The sequence below is a fragment of the Mucilaginibacter tolerans genome, from assembly GCF_030519375.1.
Lineage (GTDB): Bacteria > Bacteroidota > Bacteroidia > Sphingobacteriales > Sphingobacteriaceae > Mucilaginibacter.
In genome coordinates this window covers 85,800-105,117 of record NZ_JAUMKB010000015.1, presented here as the reverse complement: position 1 = coordinate 105,117, position 19,318 = coordinate 85,800, and the positions used below count along the sequence as shown (strand labels likewise).

The 19,318-nt window shown below is 42.5% G+C and carries 14 protein-coding genes; 6 read left to right on the top strand and 8 right to left on the bottom strand.

Going from position 1 to position 19,318, the window contains the following annotated elements:
* Positions 1-41 precede the first annotated feature (41 nt).
* The 5 genes from lacZ to Q3A68_RS18595 form a co-directional block, all read right to left on the bottom strand.
* Positions 42-3,227 (bottom strand): beta-galactosidase, LacZ type, encoded by a 3,186-nt coding sequence (lacZ, locus tag Q3A68_RS18615; RefSeq protein WP_302902632.1) that lies wholly within the window; start codon positions 3,225-3,227, stop codon positions 42-44.
* Between the two features lie 92 nt (positions 3,228-3,319).
* Entirely contained in the window at positions 3,320-4,972 is a 1,653-nt protein-coding gene (locus tag Q3A68_RS18610) for a RagB/SusD family nutrient uptake outer membrane protein (protein ID WP_302902631.1), read from the bottom strand.
* 40 nt (positions 4,973-5,012) lie between these two features.
* Positions 5,013-8,462, bottom strand: a complete 3,450-nt coding sequence (locus Q3A68_RS18605) for a TonB-dependent receptor (RefSeq protein WP_302902630.1) — start codon at positions 8,460-8,462, stop codon at positions 5,013-5,015.
* A 294-nt stretch (positions 8,463-8,756) separates the two neighbouring features.
* Positions 8,757-9,902, bottom strand: a complete 1,146-nt coding sequence (locus Q3A68_RS18600; RefSeq protein ID WP_302902629.1) for a FecR family protein — start codon at positions 9,900-9,902, stop codon at positions 8,757-8,759.
* 86 nt (positions 9,903-9,988) lie between these two features.
* Positions 9,989-10,579: an RNA polymerase sigma factor gene (locus Q3A68_RS18595; RefSeq protein ID WP_302902628.1), complete on the bottom strand. Its 591-nt coding sequence runs from the start codon at positions 10,577-10,579 to the stop codon at positions 9,989-9,991.
* Between the two features lie 633 nt (positions 10,580-11,212).
* Here Q3A68_RS18595 and Q3A68_RS23210 point away from each other — a divergent pair.
* Positions 11,213-11,299: a BBE domain-containing protein gene (locus tag Q3A68_RS23210; RefSeq protein ID WP_368045690.1), complete on the top strand. Its 87-nt coding sequence runs from the start codon at positions 11,213-11,215 to the stop codon at positions 11,297-11,299.
* A 39-nt stretch (positions 11,300-11,338) separates the two neighbouring features.
* On the opposite strand, the gene Q3A68_RS18590 is transcribed toward Q3A68_RS23210, so the two are convergent.
* Together Q3A68_RS18590 and ppsA are read right to left on the bottom strand one after the other, a co-directional pair.
* Entirely contained in the window at positions 11,339-11,860 is a 522-nt protein-coding gene (locus tag Q3A68_RS18590) for a flavodoxin domain-containing protein (RefSeq protein ID WP_302902627.1), read from the bottom strand.
* A 13-nt stretch (positions 11,861-11,873) separates the two neighbouring features.
* A complete protein-coding gene (gene ppsA, locus Q3A68_RS18585; protein ID WP_302902626.1) occupies positions 11,874-14,303 on the bottom strand; it encodes a phosphoenolpyruvate synthase in 2,430 nt (809 codons plus the stop codon).
* A 146-nt stretch (positions 14,304-14,449) separates the two neighbouring features.
* Between ppsA and Q3A68_RS18580 the strand changes: the two genes are divergently transcribed.
* From Q3A68_RS18580 to Q3A68_RS18565, 4 genes are read left to right on the top strand one after another with little or no spacing between them, the layout of a single operon-like run.
* Positions 14,450-14,830, top strand: coding sequence for a hypothetical protein (locus Q3A68_RS18580; RefSeq protein WP_302902625.1), 381 nt, complete (start codon positions 14,450-14,452; stop codon positions 14,828-14,830).
* Positions 14,831-14,848: 18 nt separating this feature from the next.
* Entirely contained in the window at positions 14,849-16,312 is a 1,464-nt protein-coding gene (locus Q3A68_RS18575; RefSeq protein WP_302902624.1) for an MBL fold metallo-hydrolase RNA specificity domain-containing protein, read from the top strand.
* Positions 16,284-17,237 carry a 1-phosphofructokinase family hexose kinase gene (locus Q3A68_RS18570; protein WP_302902623.1) on the top strand — a complete coding sequence of 318 codons (954 nt, stop codon included), beginning with the start codon at positions 16,284-16,286 and terminating at the stop codon, positions 17,235-17,237. Before Q3A68_RS18575 ends, Q3A68_RS18570 begins: the two co-directional genes overlap by 29 nt.
* Positions 17,237-17,866, top strand: a complete 630-nt coding sequence (locus tag Q3A68_RS18565; protein WP_302902622.1) for a hypothetical protein — start codon at positions 17,237-17,239, stop codon at positions 17,864-17,866. Before Q3A68_RS18570 ends, Q3A68_RS18565 begins: the two co-directional genes overlap by 1 nt.
* A gap of 14 nt (positions 17,867-17,880) precedes the next feature.
* On the opposite strand, the gene Q3A68_RS18560 is transcribed toward Q3A68_RS18565, so the two are convergent.
* Positions 17,881-18,246, bottom strand: a complete 366-nt coding sequence (locus Q3A68_RS18560; RefSeq protein ID WP_302902621.1) for a response regulator — start codon at positions 18,244-18,246, stop codon at positions 17,881-17,883.
* A 201-nt stretch (positions 18,247-18,447) separates the two neighbouring features.
* On the opposite strand from Q3A68_RS18560, the gene Q3A68_RS18555 reads away from it, so the two are divergent.
* Positions 18,448-19,314: a universal stress protein gene (locus Q3A68_RS18555; RefSeq protein WP_302902620.1), complete on the top strand. Its 867-nt coding sequence runs from the start codon at positions 18,448-18,450 to the stop codon at positions 19,312-19,314.
* Positions 19,315-19,318 lie beyond the last annotated feature (4 nt).

Sequence of the window (19,318 nt, the reverse complement as noted above, 5' to 3'; positions counted from 1 at the left end):
TCTCTTCTACTTTTGTAATTTGGTGTAATTTTAAATACCCCCTATTTATTCTCATTACGGGCATATTCATCGACGTTCCCCATAGCGGGATTATAAGGTTTTATAGTAAATGATATTGTTGCGGGTCTATCAGGAATATAATACTGCGTTAAAGGAGTAGGGCCACAGCTTGCATTCCCTATCCCTAATTGCTCATAGTCCAGGCTTAACACTGTTTCTTTTCGCGGCTTTAACTGATACAAATGATGGGCTTTCCAAAGGTCCTGGTCGGTATAATGTAATGCGGTAAAATTCAACTTGCCCTTAGCTAAAATAACTAATCCACTATTCACATTATTAGCAATTTTAACCCATCGCACATCCTCCCTGTTACCCATGCCCTGAGGTCTTTCATAAGGTTCCAGCATCTGGCTCACTGTTTTTTGATACTGCCCGAATGCCGCGGATTCCTTCCTGTCCGAATAATTTTCATGCGGCCCGCGTCCATACCATTCTACATTTTCCAGATTCTCATCTAAAAACAGCCGTAATCCCAAGCGAGGTATGTCGAGATCGTTTTTACCCGGTTTAAATGTCGCGTCTACGTTGATGAATCCATTTCCATAAATGATATAGGTAATGGTAATATTAGTTTCAAATCCTGAGCGTGTGGTTGCATTAGTGACGGTAGTAAGAATTGCCTTATTATCACTCACCTGCTTAAACACAAGACTTACTAATTTATAATTCAGATTATCATATCCTGCCTTCGACCATTCAATGTAAGGTCCCCGCTCCTTAGTCCGGTCATTATCCATACGGGCACGGTACAGGTTAAACATAGGGCCATCCCTTATAGAATTAATAATGTTTTGTGCTCCATATGTAAGTGACGAAATAGTCCCCACAGCCTTATCAAATGCGATGCTGAAAGTTTTCCCGTTTAAACTTATTTCCTTTTCATTCTCAGAAACCCCTAACGGAGGAATACTATCGGTTTTTTTTGGTGATGGTACTGTCTCAAATGGTACAGCCATCTGCCCCCAGGCAATTACATGGCCTTGTTTTGCCCAGCGGTTATCTTCGTGCAGCTTTAATGAGACCATAAGCCAGTATTCAGCGCCTGGGTGAATTATAGGTTGGGTGAACGGAATTGTAACAGCAGTCGATTGCGCGGCCGGAAGGTTTAATGCCGGCAATATTCCCGATTGAATTGTTGTACCATCTTCGGCAAGCGACCAGCAAAGATCAAATTCTGCAAGGTTGATAAAACTATATTTGTTTGTAATTGACGCTTTACCTTTAATAATGTCTGCAGGCTCTATTTTTACACATTGATAAACCTTTTTCACTTCTTCCATTTCTGGCTTTACCTGACGGTCTGAAGTAACAAGGCCCTTAACACTGAATGTGCTATCATTAGGCTGATCGCCAAAATCGCCGCCATAAGCAAAGAATGTCCTCCCTGCGGTGTCACCCGGAATAGGCTTATTCACACCCTGGTCAACCCACTCCCATATGCAGCCACCGATCAAACGTTTATGAGATTCGATAACGTCCCAGTATTCTTTTAAGTCACCAATCGCGTTACCCATAGCATGTGCGTATTCGCACATAAAGAAAGGTTTAGCTGATTGTTTTTCACCTTCTTCAGTCAAGGTTGCAACCGAAGGATACATGCTCGATTCGATGTCCGCCACCTCATTCTGCCCTTCATAATGGATTGGCCTTGAATGATCAATGGCGAGAATAGCTTTTCTTCCGGCAACAAAGTTTTCACCGCCCCATGATTCGTTTCCCATCGACCAGATGATCACAGAAGGATGGTTTTTATCGCGCTCCACTAATCTTACTTCGCGATCTAAATAGGCAGGTTTCCATTTGGGGTCCTTAGTAAGCTGATCACCCATGCCGTGTGTTTCCAAATTGGCTTCATCAATCACATAAAGTCCATACTCGTCGCATAGCTTATACCAAGCCGGGTCATCGGGATAATGACAGGTGCGAACAGTGTTGATGTTGTATTGCTTCATGAGCTCTATATCGCGGATCATTGTCGCTAATGGTACTGTCTTACCATAGGCTGGATGTACTTCATGACGGTTTACCCCCTTAAGCAACACTGGTTTTCCGTTTACAAATAAACGGCTGTCTTTGATCTCAACTTTCCGAAATCCGAATTCTGATGTAACCACCTCCTGGACTGCTCCACTTTTATCCTTTAATGTAAGAACCACTTTATATAAGTTCGGCTTTTCAGCCGACCATAATAAGGGGCGATCTACCATTCCTTCAAGCAAGTAGTTTTGCTCTGAACCCGCAGATACCGATGCGATATTTTGTGAGATAAATATTTTATTATTCAGTAATCTGCCATCCGGCGTATAAACATTAACTTCTAAAAGTCCGGGAGATGCCCTTTTATCTTCATCGTTCTTAATGGCTGCTTTAACCGAAAGTTTCGCCGAAGAAAAATCATCGGGAAGATCAGAAAGTATAAAGAAATCGCGCACATGCACCTTCGGTGTTGCATAAACAAATACACTGCGGAATATACCGCTGAAACGGAACATGTCCTGATCTTCCAGATAGCTGCCTGCACTGTATTTGTAAACTTCTACTGCGATCAGGTTTTTACCCGGGTGCACATATTTGCTGATATTGAATTCAGCCGGGCTCATGCTATTTTCGCTGAAACCCACTTTTTGGCCATTTATCCAAATGTAAAAAGCACTTTGTACCCCGTTAAAATGAACAAATATTTCCCTGCCGGTCCAGTTATCAGGGACATCAAAGTTACGGCGATAAGACCCTAATGGATTGGGTTCTTTGCTTACTGTCCAGTCTGCCGGAACCTGCCCCATTACTTTGGGCGGATTGGGTTTAAAAGGATAGGTGATATTGGTATAAATGGGTATTCCGTATCCTTGCAACTCCATATTGCAGGGTACCGGAATGGTTTTCCATTTAGTATCGTCGAAATTAGTTTTGTAGAATTCCATCGGTCTCTCAGATGGCTGCTTTACCCAACGAAATTTCCAATAACCATCGAGTGATGAATAATATGGTGAGGATTCTGAAACATCTCGTAATGCTTGTTCTAAATTGGCGTAAGGCGTATAGGTAACATGAGTGGGCTCTTTATTAATGCCAAATATTTTCTCGCTTTCCCAGTCAGGAGTTTGCGCAATAGATATCTGTACACTTGACAGTAATAAAATGATGCAAAGGAATTTTAACTTTCTCATTCAGATTGATTTGTTGTTACCGCTCTGCCAATGTACCTGCAAATCAATTGGTACACTGGCAGCGGCAACAAGCGTCGATAATTTATATATAATTACCAGCCCGGGTTTTGCTTAAGGTTTGGATTTAATGTTAACTCTTGTGTAGGTATCGGGTATAAGTACAATTTATCATCCCAGGTACGTGCGCTGCCCGGATAAACTTCTATATAACTATTAGCATCAGTTACTATGCTGCCCACCTGATCAGGTGGATACTGCGCTCTTAACGCCGGTGTCAACTTCATACCTAAAACTGTTTCAGGATTGTTGATCAGTGTGCCGGCATGCCACCTGTGAAGATCATCCGAACGGAACCCTTCTGAAGCCAGCTCTACGCGGCGTTCACGGCGTATTTCATCGATCAGCACCGGAATATTTGGAAAATCTGACTTTGGATCTTTAACAAGACTGGTAATAATCATATGAGGCATTCCTACCCTATCCCTTAATTTATTGATAGTTGCATCTAATATTCCTTGCGTGCATGTTCCCAGTTCTGCCGTGGCTTCTGCTTCGATTAGCAGAGTCTCAGCATATCTGAATATAAAGACATCGTAGGTGGATTGGTCGGCATTCCATGCTGCAATGCTGGACGAACGGCCTTTGATAGGCTGATATCCTGTAGAAGTTACCGAGGTTCCTATCCTTGGCAATGTAATGATATCGCCATTTAAAAAGTCAAATCCTCTCGTCGCTATTTCCTGTTTATATCGCGGATCACGGTTGGTTGCTTCATCGTCTGGCGTGTCATCACCTTTATATAACGGACTAAGTGAGGTTGGTAATCCATCCGAGCATAAATAAGACCGCACAAAATCCTTACTGTAGCCATCTCCCGCCTCTCCTAATTGTCTGTCGAAATTGTTTGTTAAAACAGTGGTCAGATACCGCATAGGCATGATAGCCTCAGGATTAACCTGCAATTCGTCCTGAATGAAAAGATTGTAGTAATCCGTTTGTGGATGCCCGGTGGTATATATGTTATATTGGCCGGAATTCATGATCTGTTCAGCCGCATCGCTGGCTGCTTGTAGATAAGGTGTCTCATCGCCCGCTCCAAAGTATTTCCGGTAAGTGCCTTCCCAAAGGCATACACGCGCTTTTAAAGCCAGGGCGATATATTTATTTACGCGTCCGTCAGCCGCGCTTTCAGGGAGGTGGTCAACCGCAAAATTGATGTCTTTCAGCACAGAATCCATCACTTGCTTATGAGGCATCCTCGTGCCATATAATGCACTTTTTGAAGTATCGGTTATATACCTGTTAATGTATGGGACATCACCGAATCTTTTCACCTTTCCCCAATAATCATTTGCACGGAAAAAGAGTGTTTCCCCGACATAAATGTTCTTAATATCGGTAGTGGTATTCGCTTTTGAATAATTGGCCAGGAAATAATTGCAGGTACGGATAAAGCCAAAATCCCAGCCGCCCCCGGTGGTCGGCACAGTATAGGTCCCAGCCAAAAACTGATTCATTGATGCATTAGCCTTGTCATCCGAATTATCATCCATATCCACAAAACCTTGTATCGGCAGGTTGGCGTAGTATTGATTGCAATACAATTGCAGATCAGTCTCATCCTTAAAGAAATTTTGCGGACTGACATCACTTAATGGATACCGGTTTAAAAAGCTATCTTTTTTGCACGATGCAAAAGCCATGATAGCCAAGACGATCATATATAGGTAATATTTATTTTTCATCTCAATATTTTTTATTGTTTGTAAAACCTAAACAGCATTTTTATAAAGTGGCCTGCAGCCCGAACGAAACCGATTTATTGTAAGGATATGTCTGAAAGTTCGGAGTATTCAGAAAAGTGAGGCCACTTGTAATGATTTCAGGATCATAGCCCTTGAACAAAGACGTAATGGTAATAAGGTTTGCTCCGGTTACATACACCCTAACCTTTTTGACATGCAGGCTGCTGGCTAAGGTTTGTGGCAGAGAATAACCCAACGTTAACTGTTTTACCCTTGCGTAGGCCGCATTCTGCAGGTAATGGGTGTTGGGTTGCTCATTACCCTGGCCGTTGAATCTTGGCCGAGCAAAATAGGCATCGGGATTTTGAGGCGTCCAGTAATTGGTTGCGTAGCCGTAGGGAAGATTCCATTCATTACCCTGAAATGCATAAAAAACATAATCGTTTGGTGCATAATCAGCTTTGAGTACACCTGCGATGAAAGTTGCAAAATCAAAATTTTTGTAAGCCAGGCTCAGGTTAAATCCAAATTTGTAGCGGGGGGTGCTATTACCTATGATTTTCTGGTCACCAGGATTTGACAGTGTATTGTTCCCATAATTAATCTTGCCATCGTGATTCAGGTCGGCGTATTTGATATCACCAGCCAGCCATTGATAGCCCGCGAGCGCTGAATTATCAACCGCAGCCGCCTCAGCATCTGTCTTATAAAATCCTTGCGATTCAAATCCCCATATATTGCCTAACTTTTCTCTGGGATAATAAATACCACTGTTATTACCAATAATTCCTGTTGGATTAAGGTCGTATTTAGTAATTGTACTGGTCGCATCAGACAGACCAATGGTGGCGCTGTAGTATAACTGGTTATTAAATATGCGGTCTTTCCATGTAATGCTCAGCTCCCATCCATTGGTTTGCAGATTAGCAGCATTCTTATAGGGAGCAAGGGTACCTAATACCGCCGGCAATGGCTGGCCTGCAACCAGCATGTCTTTGGTATTGGTGACATAATAATCAAGGCTACCGCTCAATCTGCTATTTAAAAAGGCATAATCCAAGCCGATATTTTTTGTTTGTACCTTTTCCCAGCTTGGATTGCTACTGATCAAGTCTGGAGCATAAACTGTCACTCCCGGCTGATTATTAAATAAATACCTTACAGTTCCGGTTTGCTGCACGGCTATATACGGGTACTGTGCCGATGATGATACATTCCCCGAAGTTTGCTGGTTTGGCAATTGGCCATAAGATGCCCTTACTTTTACTTCGTTAATAGTATTCTTCAGGTCCTTCATAAAAGGCTCTTCTGCTATATTCCAGCCGGCAGATACGGAAGGCGAGAATGTATACCGGTCATTTGTCGGGAAACGTGAAGTGCCATCATATCTTCCGTTCACTTCGAGTAAATACCGTCGGTCGTAATTATAATTCAATCTGAAGAAAGTGCCGATCAGCGCATATTGTGTTTCCGGTCCCCCAACAGTTGGTTTAGGGTCATTATTAACGCCTATGGCCGGTAAAGTGGGGTCGATCAGGTTTCGCGCGGTAGCATTACTCAGTACATAGTGCTGGTACTCCTGGTTATAGCCTACTATCGCTTTAAAATAATGCTTTTGATTAAATGTGTTCTCATAAGTAGCAAAGGCATTCAAGGCATTGTAATTATTGTTTTGCCGGTACTCGGAAACGCTTGATGGATTTGTATGTGGAAAAACATCAAGGAAAGCGCCATTAACGCCATATTCATTAAAGGCTATAATATGCGATTTGTCAAAGTCCGAGTAGTTGTTCCAGGTATAATCGGAGGTAATAGTTAAATGGTTAACGGGTTTTAAAATGATACGGCCCGTTGTCCAGAAATCATTTTTTGAGTCGATATCCCTGCCATTCTGATTAATCACCGCTACCGGGTTTGTATAATTTCCCTGTCCAGAATAATTGCCGTCAGGGTTATAAATTGGCATCACCGGCCGCAAGTCAGTGGGTATCCATGAACCTCCTTGGTTGCTCTGGTAAGTATATGCACTCTGATTGTTATCAGTATGCGTCATTGACATCACAAAGTTAAATGTCAGCCATGGAGCGACATCCGAGCTTATTTTTACGCTCGGCGTATACCGGTTATATACCTGGTTGGCCAACTTTTCCAGGCCATCTTGCCTTAAATAACCCATACTGGCCGAATAGGAGGTCTTGCCCTCTCCCCCTGTAACAGACAAATAATGTTGCTGCTGTGGCGCCCAGCCAGGATAAAGTACCTTCATCCAATCGGTGTTGCCGACGTACCGGTAGCGTTGCGGGTTCCCAGGATCAATGTATGCATCGGGGTTATGCGCCGGATCGTGAAAATAAGCAGCAACCATTGTAGAATCCTGAGTTGTAAAAGGATCACTGGATGTATAACCACCGCTTTTTGCGCCCGTTCTTTGTGCGCTGTTAAACAGGTTAATATAGTCCAGCGAGTTAATATATTCCGGAATTTTAGTAGGACGGGATGTAGTGTAAGATCCGTTATAGCTAACCTGAGTTGCACCTTTTTTTGCATTCTTTGTAGTAATTAAAATCACTCCGAAAGCAGCCCGGCCTCCATAAATAGATGCCGATGCTGCATCTTTTAATACGGTTACGCTGGCCACATCATTTGGGTCGATCAGATTAGGATCGCGTTGTACACCATCAACAAGTATCAGTGGATTAGAATTCGAATTCTGACCTATCGTTGCGTAGCCCCTGATATTATAGCTTGCACCTGTGCCGGGTTGCCCATCATTCAGATTAACATTCAAATTGGGAACCAGACCGTTTAGACCATCCCCGAGGTTCACTAAAGGGCGGCTATCTAATTTATCACTGCCAACGGAAGCTACCGAGCCGGTTAAATCAATTTTCTTTTGTGTGCCGTAGCCGACTACAACCAGCTCGTTAAGGTCGTTCGGAACAGAAACCAGGCTAACATTGATCTGTTGGTTATTATTGATTGGCATTCTGATCTTTTTATAACCAATAAATGAGAAAACAAGTGTTTGGTTAGCCTCAGCCGCGATACTATATTTACCGTCCTTATCCGTCGAGACGGAGCGATTTGTTTCTTCGACGGTTACAGTTACTCCGGGTAAAGGACTTCCTTTCTCATCTAATACCGTACCAGTTACCGTAATGGGCGCCGAAAGGCTTGCCATGGTTTTCGCCGATAATTCTCTTTCTTTGATTACAACCGTATTATTGCTGATGGTATACGTTAAAGGCTGATTGGCCAACACCTGATCCAGTGTTTCCGTGATGGTTCCGGCGTGAACCTCTATATCCACTGGCTTCGCATTTTTGAGCATGCCTTCCGTGTAAATAAAGTTATAACCACTTTGCTTCCTTATCTCTTTAAATAACTTTTTTAACGTGGTGTGATTCTCATTCAGGTTGATTTGTTGCGCGAATGTGGCTGCGCTGACCTGCATGAAAGTGATGAACAGAAGGAATACAGTTATTTTCATAACCAGTAAAAACTTTTTAAGCAGCCGCGGAAAAGGCATGCCTGTATTAAAAGCAGATATTTTCATACTTTTGTGTGTTTGGGTTAAAACAATGATTTATTGACCAAAATTTTTCCTGAATTATTTCAGGTAAGGGTTAACTCAAACTTATAGGGCGTGACGGTGGTGGTACACCTTCACGTCTTTTTTTTGAGCCCCTGTTGATTTTAAGGGAGTTTTCGTAATGTCTTCTTCATGCGGTTGTTGGTTTAAATTGGTTTACAATAGTGTTAATTAAGTTCTCTCAGATTATTTCTATTTAGTTACGACTATCTTATTGTTTTCTATTCGGAAACGCACCTTCCCGGTCAACTGTAACGTTTTTAGCACTTCAGATACATTATTAAACCTGGAAACAGTTCCGCCAAACTCATCATCTGGTTTTTCGCCATTATAGTCCACATCCACATTATACCATCTGGATATCATGCGCATAATATGTTCTATTTTGTCCCCATCAAACACGAAAAGCCCATTTTTCCAGGCTATAGCGTTTTCAGTATCAACCTGAATAACCGTTATTTTAGAATCTGAAACTCCGAATAATGATTGAGCCTGGTCACCCGGTTTAAGTATAGCCTGCTGCCCGTTTTTACTGATCCGGACTGACCCCTCCAAAAGGGTTGTTTTGATAACAGCCTCATCGTTATATGCATTAATATTGAAATGAGTCCCCAATACTTCTACAGTTTGCCCGTTACTGCTTACCCTAAATGGCTTGGCAACATTATGTGCGACTTCGAAATAAGCCTCGCCGGTAAGCTCAACTTTACGTTCGTTGCCATTGAAAGCGGTGGGATACGTGATGGAAGAAGCGGCATTAAGAAATACCTTGCTGCCGTCGGGCAGCACAATACCAAATTGCCCTCCCCGCGGCGTAGTCACAGTGTTATATAGAGCAGGAGTTTCGGACGTCTCTCCCGCCTCGGTGTAAATAATTTTTCCATCAGCTGTCTTTTTGATCTCCGTTGTATTCTCGGTGGCCAAAAGTCCATTATGAATATCATTAAGCTCGATCTTTTTCCCGTTGCTAAGTGTTAATATTGCTTTGTTCCCTCCCGGTGCGATATCATGTTTTAAAGGTCGGTTATTAGCAGTCTGCTGAACAGGGGCTTTGTGCAAACCGATATATAAACCGGCGGAAATGAAGATAAGGATTGCGGCCGCCGCACTAATCGAATACCATAGATTCATCCTCCGAACTTTATTCGCTTGCGGAAGTTCCTCCATTATCCTGTTCCAGATAATTTGCTCTTCCTGCAAAGGATTTTCAGGCGACTCAGGCATAGGCTGTCTGGTCGCTTCGTCAAGGTACCATCGTTCCAGAAGTGCTTTTTCTTCCGGTGTACAAATACCCAGCCTGTATTTTTCGATTAATTCCTGCGCTTGTTCCTTGTTCATAATTCCGTTTACAACAGATACAAAACATAAACGGGCATCAGAACAGGAAGTAGTAGAAGAAAATTAAAAAAGTTTATTTAAGGGTCCTATTTTTTTAATAAGACAAGGAAAACTGCCCATCCGGAAAGATGGTGAAGCTTAGGGCGGATAATTTTAATAGCATTACTAATCTGTTTTTTGACAGTTTTGTCCGAAATCGACAATTCAGCAGCAATTTCCTTGTAGGTGAGGTGCTTATGCATACGCATTTCGAAAATTTGCCTCATCTTGTCCGGCAGCTGCTTGATTTCGTTTTCTAATGCCTGTGCTAATTCTTTTTCGGTTATTGTGTCGATTATCCGGTTGTTATTTGCCTCGATAAATGAGCTCAAAGAATCAAGGTAATTAACCCGAACACGTTGCTTGGCGATCATGTCGAGCACCTTGTTTTTTGTGCAGGTATAAAGGTATCCCGCCAAATTTGAATTTAGGTCTATTGTTCCTCTGTTTAGCCACAGAGAGGTGAAAACATCTTGCAATACGTCCCGGGTATCATCTTCATCCCTGAGCATTTTAAGTGCATGCATATACATCAGCGACCAGTATCGCCTGTAAATTTCTTCAAACGCATCCCGTTCGTCTTCTTGTAGAATGACAAGTAACTCTTTGTCAGAAAGCGAACTGCATTTAGGGGGCATATTGGGTCTATAAAGCGAATGTAATATAAATTTAACGTAAATATCAAATTTGTTACATGCGCCCATGATATAATTTGCGGCATCTAGCTACGAATTATTCTTGAGTCGTTTTAACTTTCGCATGTCTATCTTGAACTTAGGATTGGCCGAGGGTAGATAATGTCCAATGTAGGCAGATTTTTGAAATGGATATCATTGCGATTGTCAAAACATTGTACAATCCGTCTTAATCAATTTTATTTATTGATTTTTTCGGCGTCAAGGATCCAACAACAAATTACTATGGGGAATTTTATGGCGGAGAATCCCGAATCGGACTTTTCTCTATTTTACAATGATTCTTGTTTTATCACGGTTTTATCACAAAAGGGAAAAGGCTTTACGGATTTTCGCAAAGCCTTGATATTCAATGCGGAGAATATCGGAGTCGAACCGATCACCTATTGCATGCCATAAAAATAAATTTGTTTTCAAATTTCAAATTCTTCAATCAAACCTTTAGCATCTACAAGTGCCTGTATATCAGTCAAAAAGTTAGACCTATTGCGAGCTCCTTCTACTTTGATAATCAGGCAATTATAAGGAATAGCAACTGCCTTAATTTTTTGTTAAGACAATGTTTAAACAGGGCAATTGGCAAATTACCCCCGAATGCAACAGGTGAAACGAAAATGGGATCCAAGAAATATATTTCATGATTCCTGTATAGGAACTAAATAAAAAAAGTTATTAGCCGGCGTTTTCATATTATTTAATTGTTCAAACTATTTTTTCTGTGATCGAATAATGAAGTACACTTTTTATCAGAGGGTTAATATGTTCTCGTTTTACGGCATCGTAGCCCCGCTGCATCACATACCTTTTTTGACGGTCTTTTTGCATCAGGGCTCCAACTTTTATCATCAGCCGGTGAAACCACGACAACCTGGACATATCGACACGCCCCGGCAGAAAATATACCTCACAATGCTTGGCTAAATCAGCAGGTAAATTTTGCTTTACGATCTTATCCTGGGCCACCTGATCTCCGGCCGACCCACAAACCACAAAAAGTTTAATAGTTTTATTGAGCAATGCCTTTTCATTTTTCAAAAACCAGGTTTTTAGCAACATGCTGCCAAAATAAACAGGGGTACCAATAATCAGCGTGTCATATTCTTCAAAGACATCTGCAAAATATTGGTCGACATCAAGAATAGGCAGATAAAGCGCTTCGGCCATCCATTTGGCATATTGTGCTGTAGAACCGTATTTACCCTTATAAATTACAACTCCTTTCATAGTATTTTCTCCTTTACATCACCAGGTTTTTAAGGCCAGTTAGCTCGCTTTTTATTTCTTCCTGACGCTGGGTGTTCAAAACCTCATTAATATTTTTTATACCGCTGATCAATGCATCTGGGTTAAAAGCTATACTATCGATTCCTGCTTCCACAAGTATCCTTGTAAATTCTTTCGAATCACTCGGCGCCTGGCCGCAAAGACCCACCTTGCGATGCAGTTTCCTTGCTTTTTCAATCATCGTGATGATCAATTGTTTGCTTGCAGGATTTTGTTCATCAAACAGGCCGGCTATCAGAGATGAGTCTCGATCTATTCCCAAAGTCAATTGCGTGAGGTCGTTGGAGCCGATAGAGAAGCCGTCAAATATTTTGGCAAATTCTTCAGCTAATATTACGTTACTCGGTATTTCGGCCATGACAAAGATCTCAAGACCATTCTTGCCCCGTTTCAAACCAAACTTTTCCATTTGGGCCAACACTTTTTTCCCTTCATCAACTGTTCTGCAGAAAGGGATCATCAATTTCACATTAGTCAAACCCATGTCGTTTCGAACCAGTTTCATCGCTTCACATTCCAGCCTGAAACCTTCACGGTAGCGTTCATTGTAATATCTTGATGCCCCGCGGAATCCGATCATTGGGTTTTCTTCTTCCGGCTCGAAAGTTTTCCCTCCTATCAACCCTGCATATTCATTAGTTTTAAAATCACTCATACGAACGATAACTTCCTTAGGATAAAATGCAGCTGCTATGGTAGCAACTCCCTGAGACAATTTATCGATGAAGTAACTTTCTTTATTCTCGTAATTCCTTGTCAGGTTGGCGATTTCCAGCCTTTCAGACTCATCTGTTAGCTTATCAAAATTAACCAAGGCCAGTGGATGCACTTTTACGTAATTACTAATTATAAACTCCATGCGCATTAAGCCAACGCCATAACTAGGATAGCGTGCCAGTTCAAAAGCCTGGTCGGGCTCGCCAATGATCAATTGCGGTCTTACAAGTTCGGGTAACTCAAGATTGCTTACATCACTAACGGTTTCTTCCCAGATGCACCTCCCTCGGTAAACGATACCACTTTTCCCTTCCGCACAGCTCAAGGTGATTACTTCACCATCTTTGATCGTTTGAGTTGCATTCTCTGTGCCTACGACAGCTACCGCACCCAATTCGCGTGCTATGATGGCAGCATGGCTTGTCCTGCCTCCTTTGTTGGTCACTATTCCTCCTACCTTCTTCATTATAGGATCCCAATCGGGGCTGGTTATATCCGTTACCAGAATGTCGCCTTGTTGGAGTTTACCGGCTTCAGCAGGCGACGAGAGTACGCGGGCGCAGCCACTGGCAATTTTGTTTCCGATGGCCTCACCTGTAGTAATAACTTCTCCTTTTTCTTTGATTTTGTAAGACGTTATCTTAATAGATCTTTCGCGGCTGTGAACGGTTTCAGGGCGTGCCTGGATAATGTACAACTGGTGGTCAATACCATCCTTTGCCCATTCGAAATCCATCGGTTTTCCGTAATGCTCTTCAATAATAAGCGCCCATTTGGCAAGTTTTTGAACTTCTTCATCATTGAGCACAAAACGTTCGCGCATTTTCCATGGGGTATCTTTATTAATTGTGGTGTTTGTATCATCATCCACATCGGCATAAACCATCATTTTATTTTTTGCACCCAGATTCCTCTGAATTATGGCTTTTTTTCCGTGCCTTAATGATGTTTTGAAAATCAGGAACTCATCCGGGGTCACTGTTCCCTGCACAATATTTTCACCCAGACCCCAAACACCGGCCAAATGAACTACATCGCGGAAACCGGATTCCGGTTCCAAGGTAAAACCTACACCTGAACAACCTAAATCTGCACGGACCATTTGCTGAACACCAACAGAGAGAAATACCTTATTGTGGCCAAAACCCTTATCCTCACGGTATTTGATGGCACGGTCGGTATATAGTGAGGCGAAGCATTTTTTCACTGCATAAAGTAAAGCTGTATGGCCTTGTACATTCAGGTATGACTCATGCTGACCTGCAAAACTTGCATCAGGCAGGTCTTCTGCCGTCGCGCTGCTACGCACAGCCACCGGTTGATCATCATTATCAAATAGATAATCGTAGGCCTCGGTAATGGCAAAACCCAATGCAGGGGGCATATGAGCGTCCATAATGAGTTTGCGCGCCTGGGCGCCTGTCCTGGCAAGGTTCGAAAAATCCTTCCTGTCAAGTTTGCCCATCAACCCGGCAAGTTTATCGCCCAGCTTATTTTCATCAATAAAATACCTATAGGCAGATGCAGTTATTGCAAAACCATCAGGTATAAGCAAATCTTTTGCTGTTAAGTGACTGTACATTTCGCCAAGCGAAGCGTTTTTACCACCAACCTCGGCAATGTCGTTTATACCTGTTTCACTGAATTTCCTGATAAAAGCTTCCATAATCATTTCGATTGATCTGTCGTTCAAAGCTAACTCGCCCCTTCGGTAATGTAGATGACCTAAGTCAACCCCCGATGTGACTGATATCACAATTTACTATGCCCCAAATCATTAGCGGTTATTAGCCAGTGTAGTAATCTTGTGTTATGAAACAGATCAATATTAAACACATCGCAAGTCTGCATACCACCACACTGAATTCACTTGCTTTTTATGAGCAGGAAATTGAAATTCTAAAGAAAAGACTTGCAGAAATAGCATCAAAAAACACAGGGCATGAAGTTTCTGAAGGTATCGAGCATTTTCAAAATCAATTTATTATCCACGGAGAAAAGATCGATGAACTAAAACACGCTTTCCACTCCAATCTGCACACGCTCGAGGTTCAAATATTGGAAACGATGGCTTACGCAGAAGAGGATTCGCTGGAAGCTAATGAACAGCTATTTGATGAATACTTGATGGAAGAAACATTACTGAATGAATTGCGTCACGAATTTTTACGCTTCTCAGCAAAATGGATGTAATTATTAAATAATCATATTATGAGCCAGTATCCCAGCATCTTAGAAAAAAACAACCACGGCGTTTACATCGAATCGTTTGGCGCAGCCGAAACGGTGACTGGATCCAAACATCTTCTAACAACGCCTAGTTATAATCTGCTGATCGATTGTGGATTGTTCCAGGGCATAAAGTACTTGCGCGAAAAGAACTGGGAGCCATTACCGGTCAAACCTTCTTCTATAGATGCTATTATCCTGACCTATGCCCATCTTGATCATTGCGGATATATTCCGCTACTTGTAAAAAATGGGTTCGGCGGCCATATTTATATGAGCAAACCAACCCGTGACCTCACTGAACTAATTCTCCGCGACAGCGCAAAGCTCCAAGAGGAAGATGCATGGAAAGCCAATAAACATCATTACTCTAAACACAAGCCAGCAAAACCGTTGTATGACACTGCTGATGTGGAAGCAGCCTTGCCCTATTTCAGAACGGTCGAATTAAATACAGCATTCGAACTAAATGAAAATTTGTCGTTCAAATTTCATATCGCCGGACATATACAGGGAGCCTGTTCGGTTGAGATAAAATGTTATCAAAAGACTATTCTATTCTCGGGGGACATTGGCCGCTTTAAATCAGAAATATTGCCAGCGCCCGAACACCCGCAAAATGCCGATTTCGTAATCATGGAATCAACTTATGGTGACAGGTTACATGAAAAAGGCGATGTAGCCGACGAATTGTCTCTAATAATAAATGACACCATCCTGAATGGCGGCAATGTCTTGGTACCCTGCTTTGCTGTTGGCCGTGCCCAGGAAATAATCCATTTGATATATAAACTGAAACAAAGAAAAGCTATTCCACCGATGCTACCTGTTTTCCTGGACAGCCCCATGGCAGCATCAGCGGGCAAAGCATTGTTAAAATACCCTGACTGGCTTACCATATCTGAAGAAGAATGCTCACGTATGTCCAGCAGTATAACGATCAATCAGGACGCACAAGGCACGCAGGAGATCATTAAGCAAACAGGCGGAAAAATAATTTTGGCAGCCAGTGGTATGTTAACAGGAGGCCGTGTGTTGGAGTATTTGAAGCATTACCTTCATGATTCAAGAAATACCATCCTGATTATTGGTTTCCAGGCAGCAGGTACAAGAGGGCGCGCATTACTGAACGGTGCCGGGGAATTAAAAATACATGGCCGGTATTACGAGGTTCGGGCCGGAGTAAAAGAAATAGGTGAATTATCAGCCCACGCAGACCAGGCAGAATTATTGACCTGGCTAAAGAAATTCGATACCACTCCAAAACGGATATACCTTGTTCATGGGGAGCCCACAGCACAAGATACTTTACGCCTTAAGATTAAAGATGAATTAGGGCGGACAGCGAAGATATTAAGGGAAGACCAAAAAGAGTTTCTCTTCTCAACAACAGGGGTGCAGTTTCAATCAACAACTGATGGCGGCGATAATTACTATAACTTTTAATCCGGCGCTGGATAAAAGCGTAACCGTGCCTGAACTGATCAGTGAGAAAAAACTGAAATGTTCGCAGCCGGTTTATGAACCTGGCGGCGGAGGTATTAATGTAGCCAGGGCTATAAAAAAGCTCGGTGGTGACCCAACACCCATTTTTTTGGCAGGAGGATTTGCAGGCGCCAAAATCTGTGAATTACTTGCAGATGATGGCATTTCCGCCCAAGCTATTAATATCACTGGTAACAGCCGTGAGAATCTGATAGTAGCTGATGTAGCAACAGGAAGACAATACCTTTTTGATATGCCTGGCCCCATCATTAAGGCCAACGAATGGCGCGCCTGCCTTAATGCCATCGCTCTGAGTGATGGGGTACAATTTATAGTTGTTAGCGGCAGCGTTCCTCCAGGCCTTCCTGATGATATCTTTAAACGGCTTGCATTCATTGCAGCAAAAAAGAAAGCTAGATTATTCGTAGATACATCAGGGGCGGCACTGCAGCAGGCGGTAGAGGCTGGTGTTTATATGATAAAACCCAACCTGAAAGAGCTGGCATCTCTTGCAGGCACTGATTCTTTAACTCATGATACAGCAGTCGAAGCTGCCAAAAAGGTTATAGCCAAGTATAAATGCCAGGCAATTGTAGTATCGATGGGTGGTAACGGTGCAGCACTCGTTACCGAACAAGAAATAGTTGAAGTACCTCAGCCCCCGGTAAAAGTTAAAAGTACGGTCGGTGCCGGAGACAGCCTTGTTGCGGGGGTCGTTTATGGTTTATATCAAAATTATAGTTTGCCGGATGCAGCGAGGTTTGGCGTGGCTTGCGGCAGTGCAGCCACAATGAACCCAGGCACAGAGTTATGTAACAGAGCTGACGCCGAACGTATATATGCTGCTATACGGCAGGCTTCGACCGAAACCATGAATTTGACATAATGCAGAAGAAAGCCCTTTATTTTGGTTTCCTTACAGCGCTTACTGCCTTTATTGCTGCGTCGGGCTACGGCGTAGTGCAATTGTTGCAGTTGTTTCATGTCACCACCTATCCGCTCGATGAGATCCTTATCTATGCTTTTTCTTTACTGATTTCGTTACCATTCTTACTTTCCATATTGGCCCTTCATTACACAACACCACAAGAGAAACGCCTTTGGAGTCATGCTGCCGTTTTAATGGCGCTTATGTATACAACCTATGTTATCTTAATGTACTCCGTCCAGTTGGCAACAGTGATACCCGATTCATTCCACAATAAAATGCCTACGATACTAACAGTTACGCCGCACTCATTTTTCTGGACACTGGATGCCCTTGGATACATTTGTATGGGAATTTCCACTTTGTTTGCATATTTTGCCCTGGAGAAAAGCCGGGCCAACAGGTGGCTAAGAACCTTCATGCTGGCCAATGCCCTAACTGTTCCCCTTATATCTGTGGCTTATTTTTATCCAAATTATTCAATAATTGTTCTGCTTATCGGTTCCCCGTGGATAATTACAGCGCCTGGTTCAATGCTGTCGCTCGCTTTTTATTTCAGAAAGCGTAAATTAATGGGCAGTAACTAGCAGACTAACCATGCTTAACCCTCAATGCAAGCTATAAGCTGCTTTTCATCAAAAGGTTTGAGCAGATAACAGGTTGCCCCCATTTGAAAAGCTTTATCGATCTCATTTTTTTGGGATTGCGCAGTAGAAAATACAAATTTGATATTTTTAGTCTTCTCATCATTCATGAGATTCAGGAAAACGGCATATCCATCGACACCCGGCATAACTATATCACATATAACGACATCAGGTTTTAGAGATTTAGCCATGTGTAATCCATCATCACCGTTAGACGCAGTAAAAACCCAATAACCTTCCAGTTCCAATAGTTCAGCTGTATTGTCCCTTATGTCAGGATTATCTTCTATAATCAGGATAGTTTTCGGGTCGGTACTCATAATTGTAAAAGGATAAAGCTTAATCTACTCTAAGTTCGAAATTAATTACAACTTAACCAATACTTTTCCTTTAGTAATATCTGTTTGCCGAACCAGAACCAAACGCGTCAAAATGTGCTTAAAATCAATTAGTTGATTGACTGGAATCATTCTCCGGGAAAATGCCCTTTGCCATATTTGCTATATGAATATATCAGCGTGATGAAAAATGTGCTTGTACTTACCGATTTTTCGACAAATGCCTACACAGCGGCCGAGGCAGGCCTCCTTTTAGCGGGCAAACTGCATACTGACCTGCTTTTATTTCATACTTATATCAACTATCAAACGATCACTTCGTACGGTGGGGGCGGCTGGGTTGTAGATGAGTATACCGAAAGAAAACATCAGGACCGTATTGGCCTGGCAGCGATGACCGAGGGCCTCGAATCAATGAGCGGCCAGTTGGATCCTGAAGATCGCAAGCCGGCTATAAACAGCGAATCAAACGATTCGGACCTGGGCCTGGACGTGGAAGATTTAATACGCCGGAAAAATGTGGAGATGATTGTCATGGGTTCCCGTTCACACCAGCCGGAGGACATTGGCTTCGGCGCCGACACGAATGCGGTTATTGAATATTCTAAACGCCCGGTATTAATCACTCCCGCCGGCACAAACCTCGGTAAAGTTCACAAAATACTGTTTGCAACCGATTTTGAAGAAGGTGACGTGGAGGCGGTGCATTATATGGCTCGTTTAGCCAGGTTATTTCATTGGAAACTGGAGATCGTCCACGTCTGCGATTCCGGGTATAATCACTGCAACAATAAAGAGGCCGACTTTAAAAACCAATTGGAAAAACTCGATATAACCGGCCTCAATTACCTGGAAATTAACGGCAAAGATATCATCAAGCGAATTCATCGTTTTTTGAGCGACGAACCGAAAACCATACTAGCAATGGTGCATGTACAAAATTCCTTTTTAGTACGCTTATTCCAGCACAGCCTTGTGCACAAAGCCTTGGTGAGTCAGAATACGCCCCTACTGATATTCCCGTCAAAAATGTATCATAAAAATAAATAAGTAC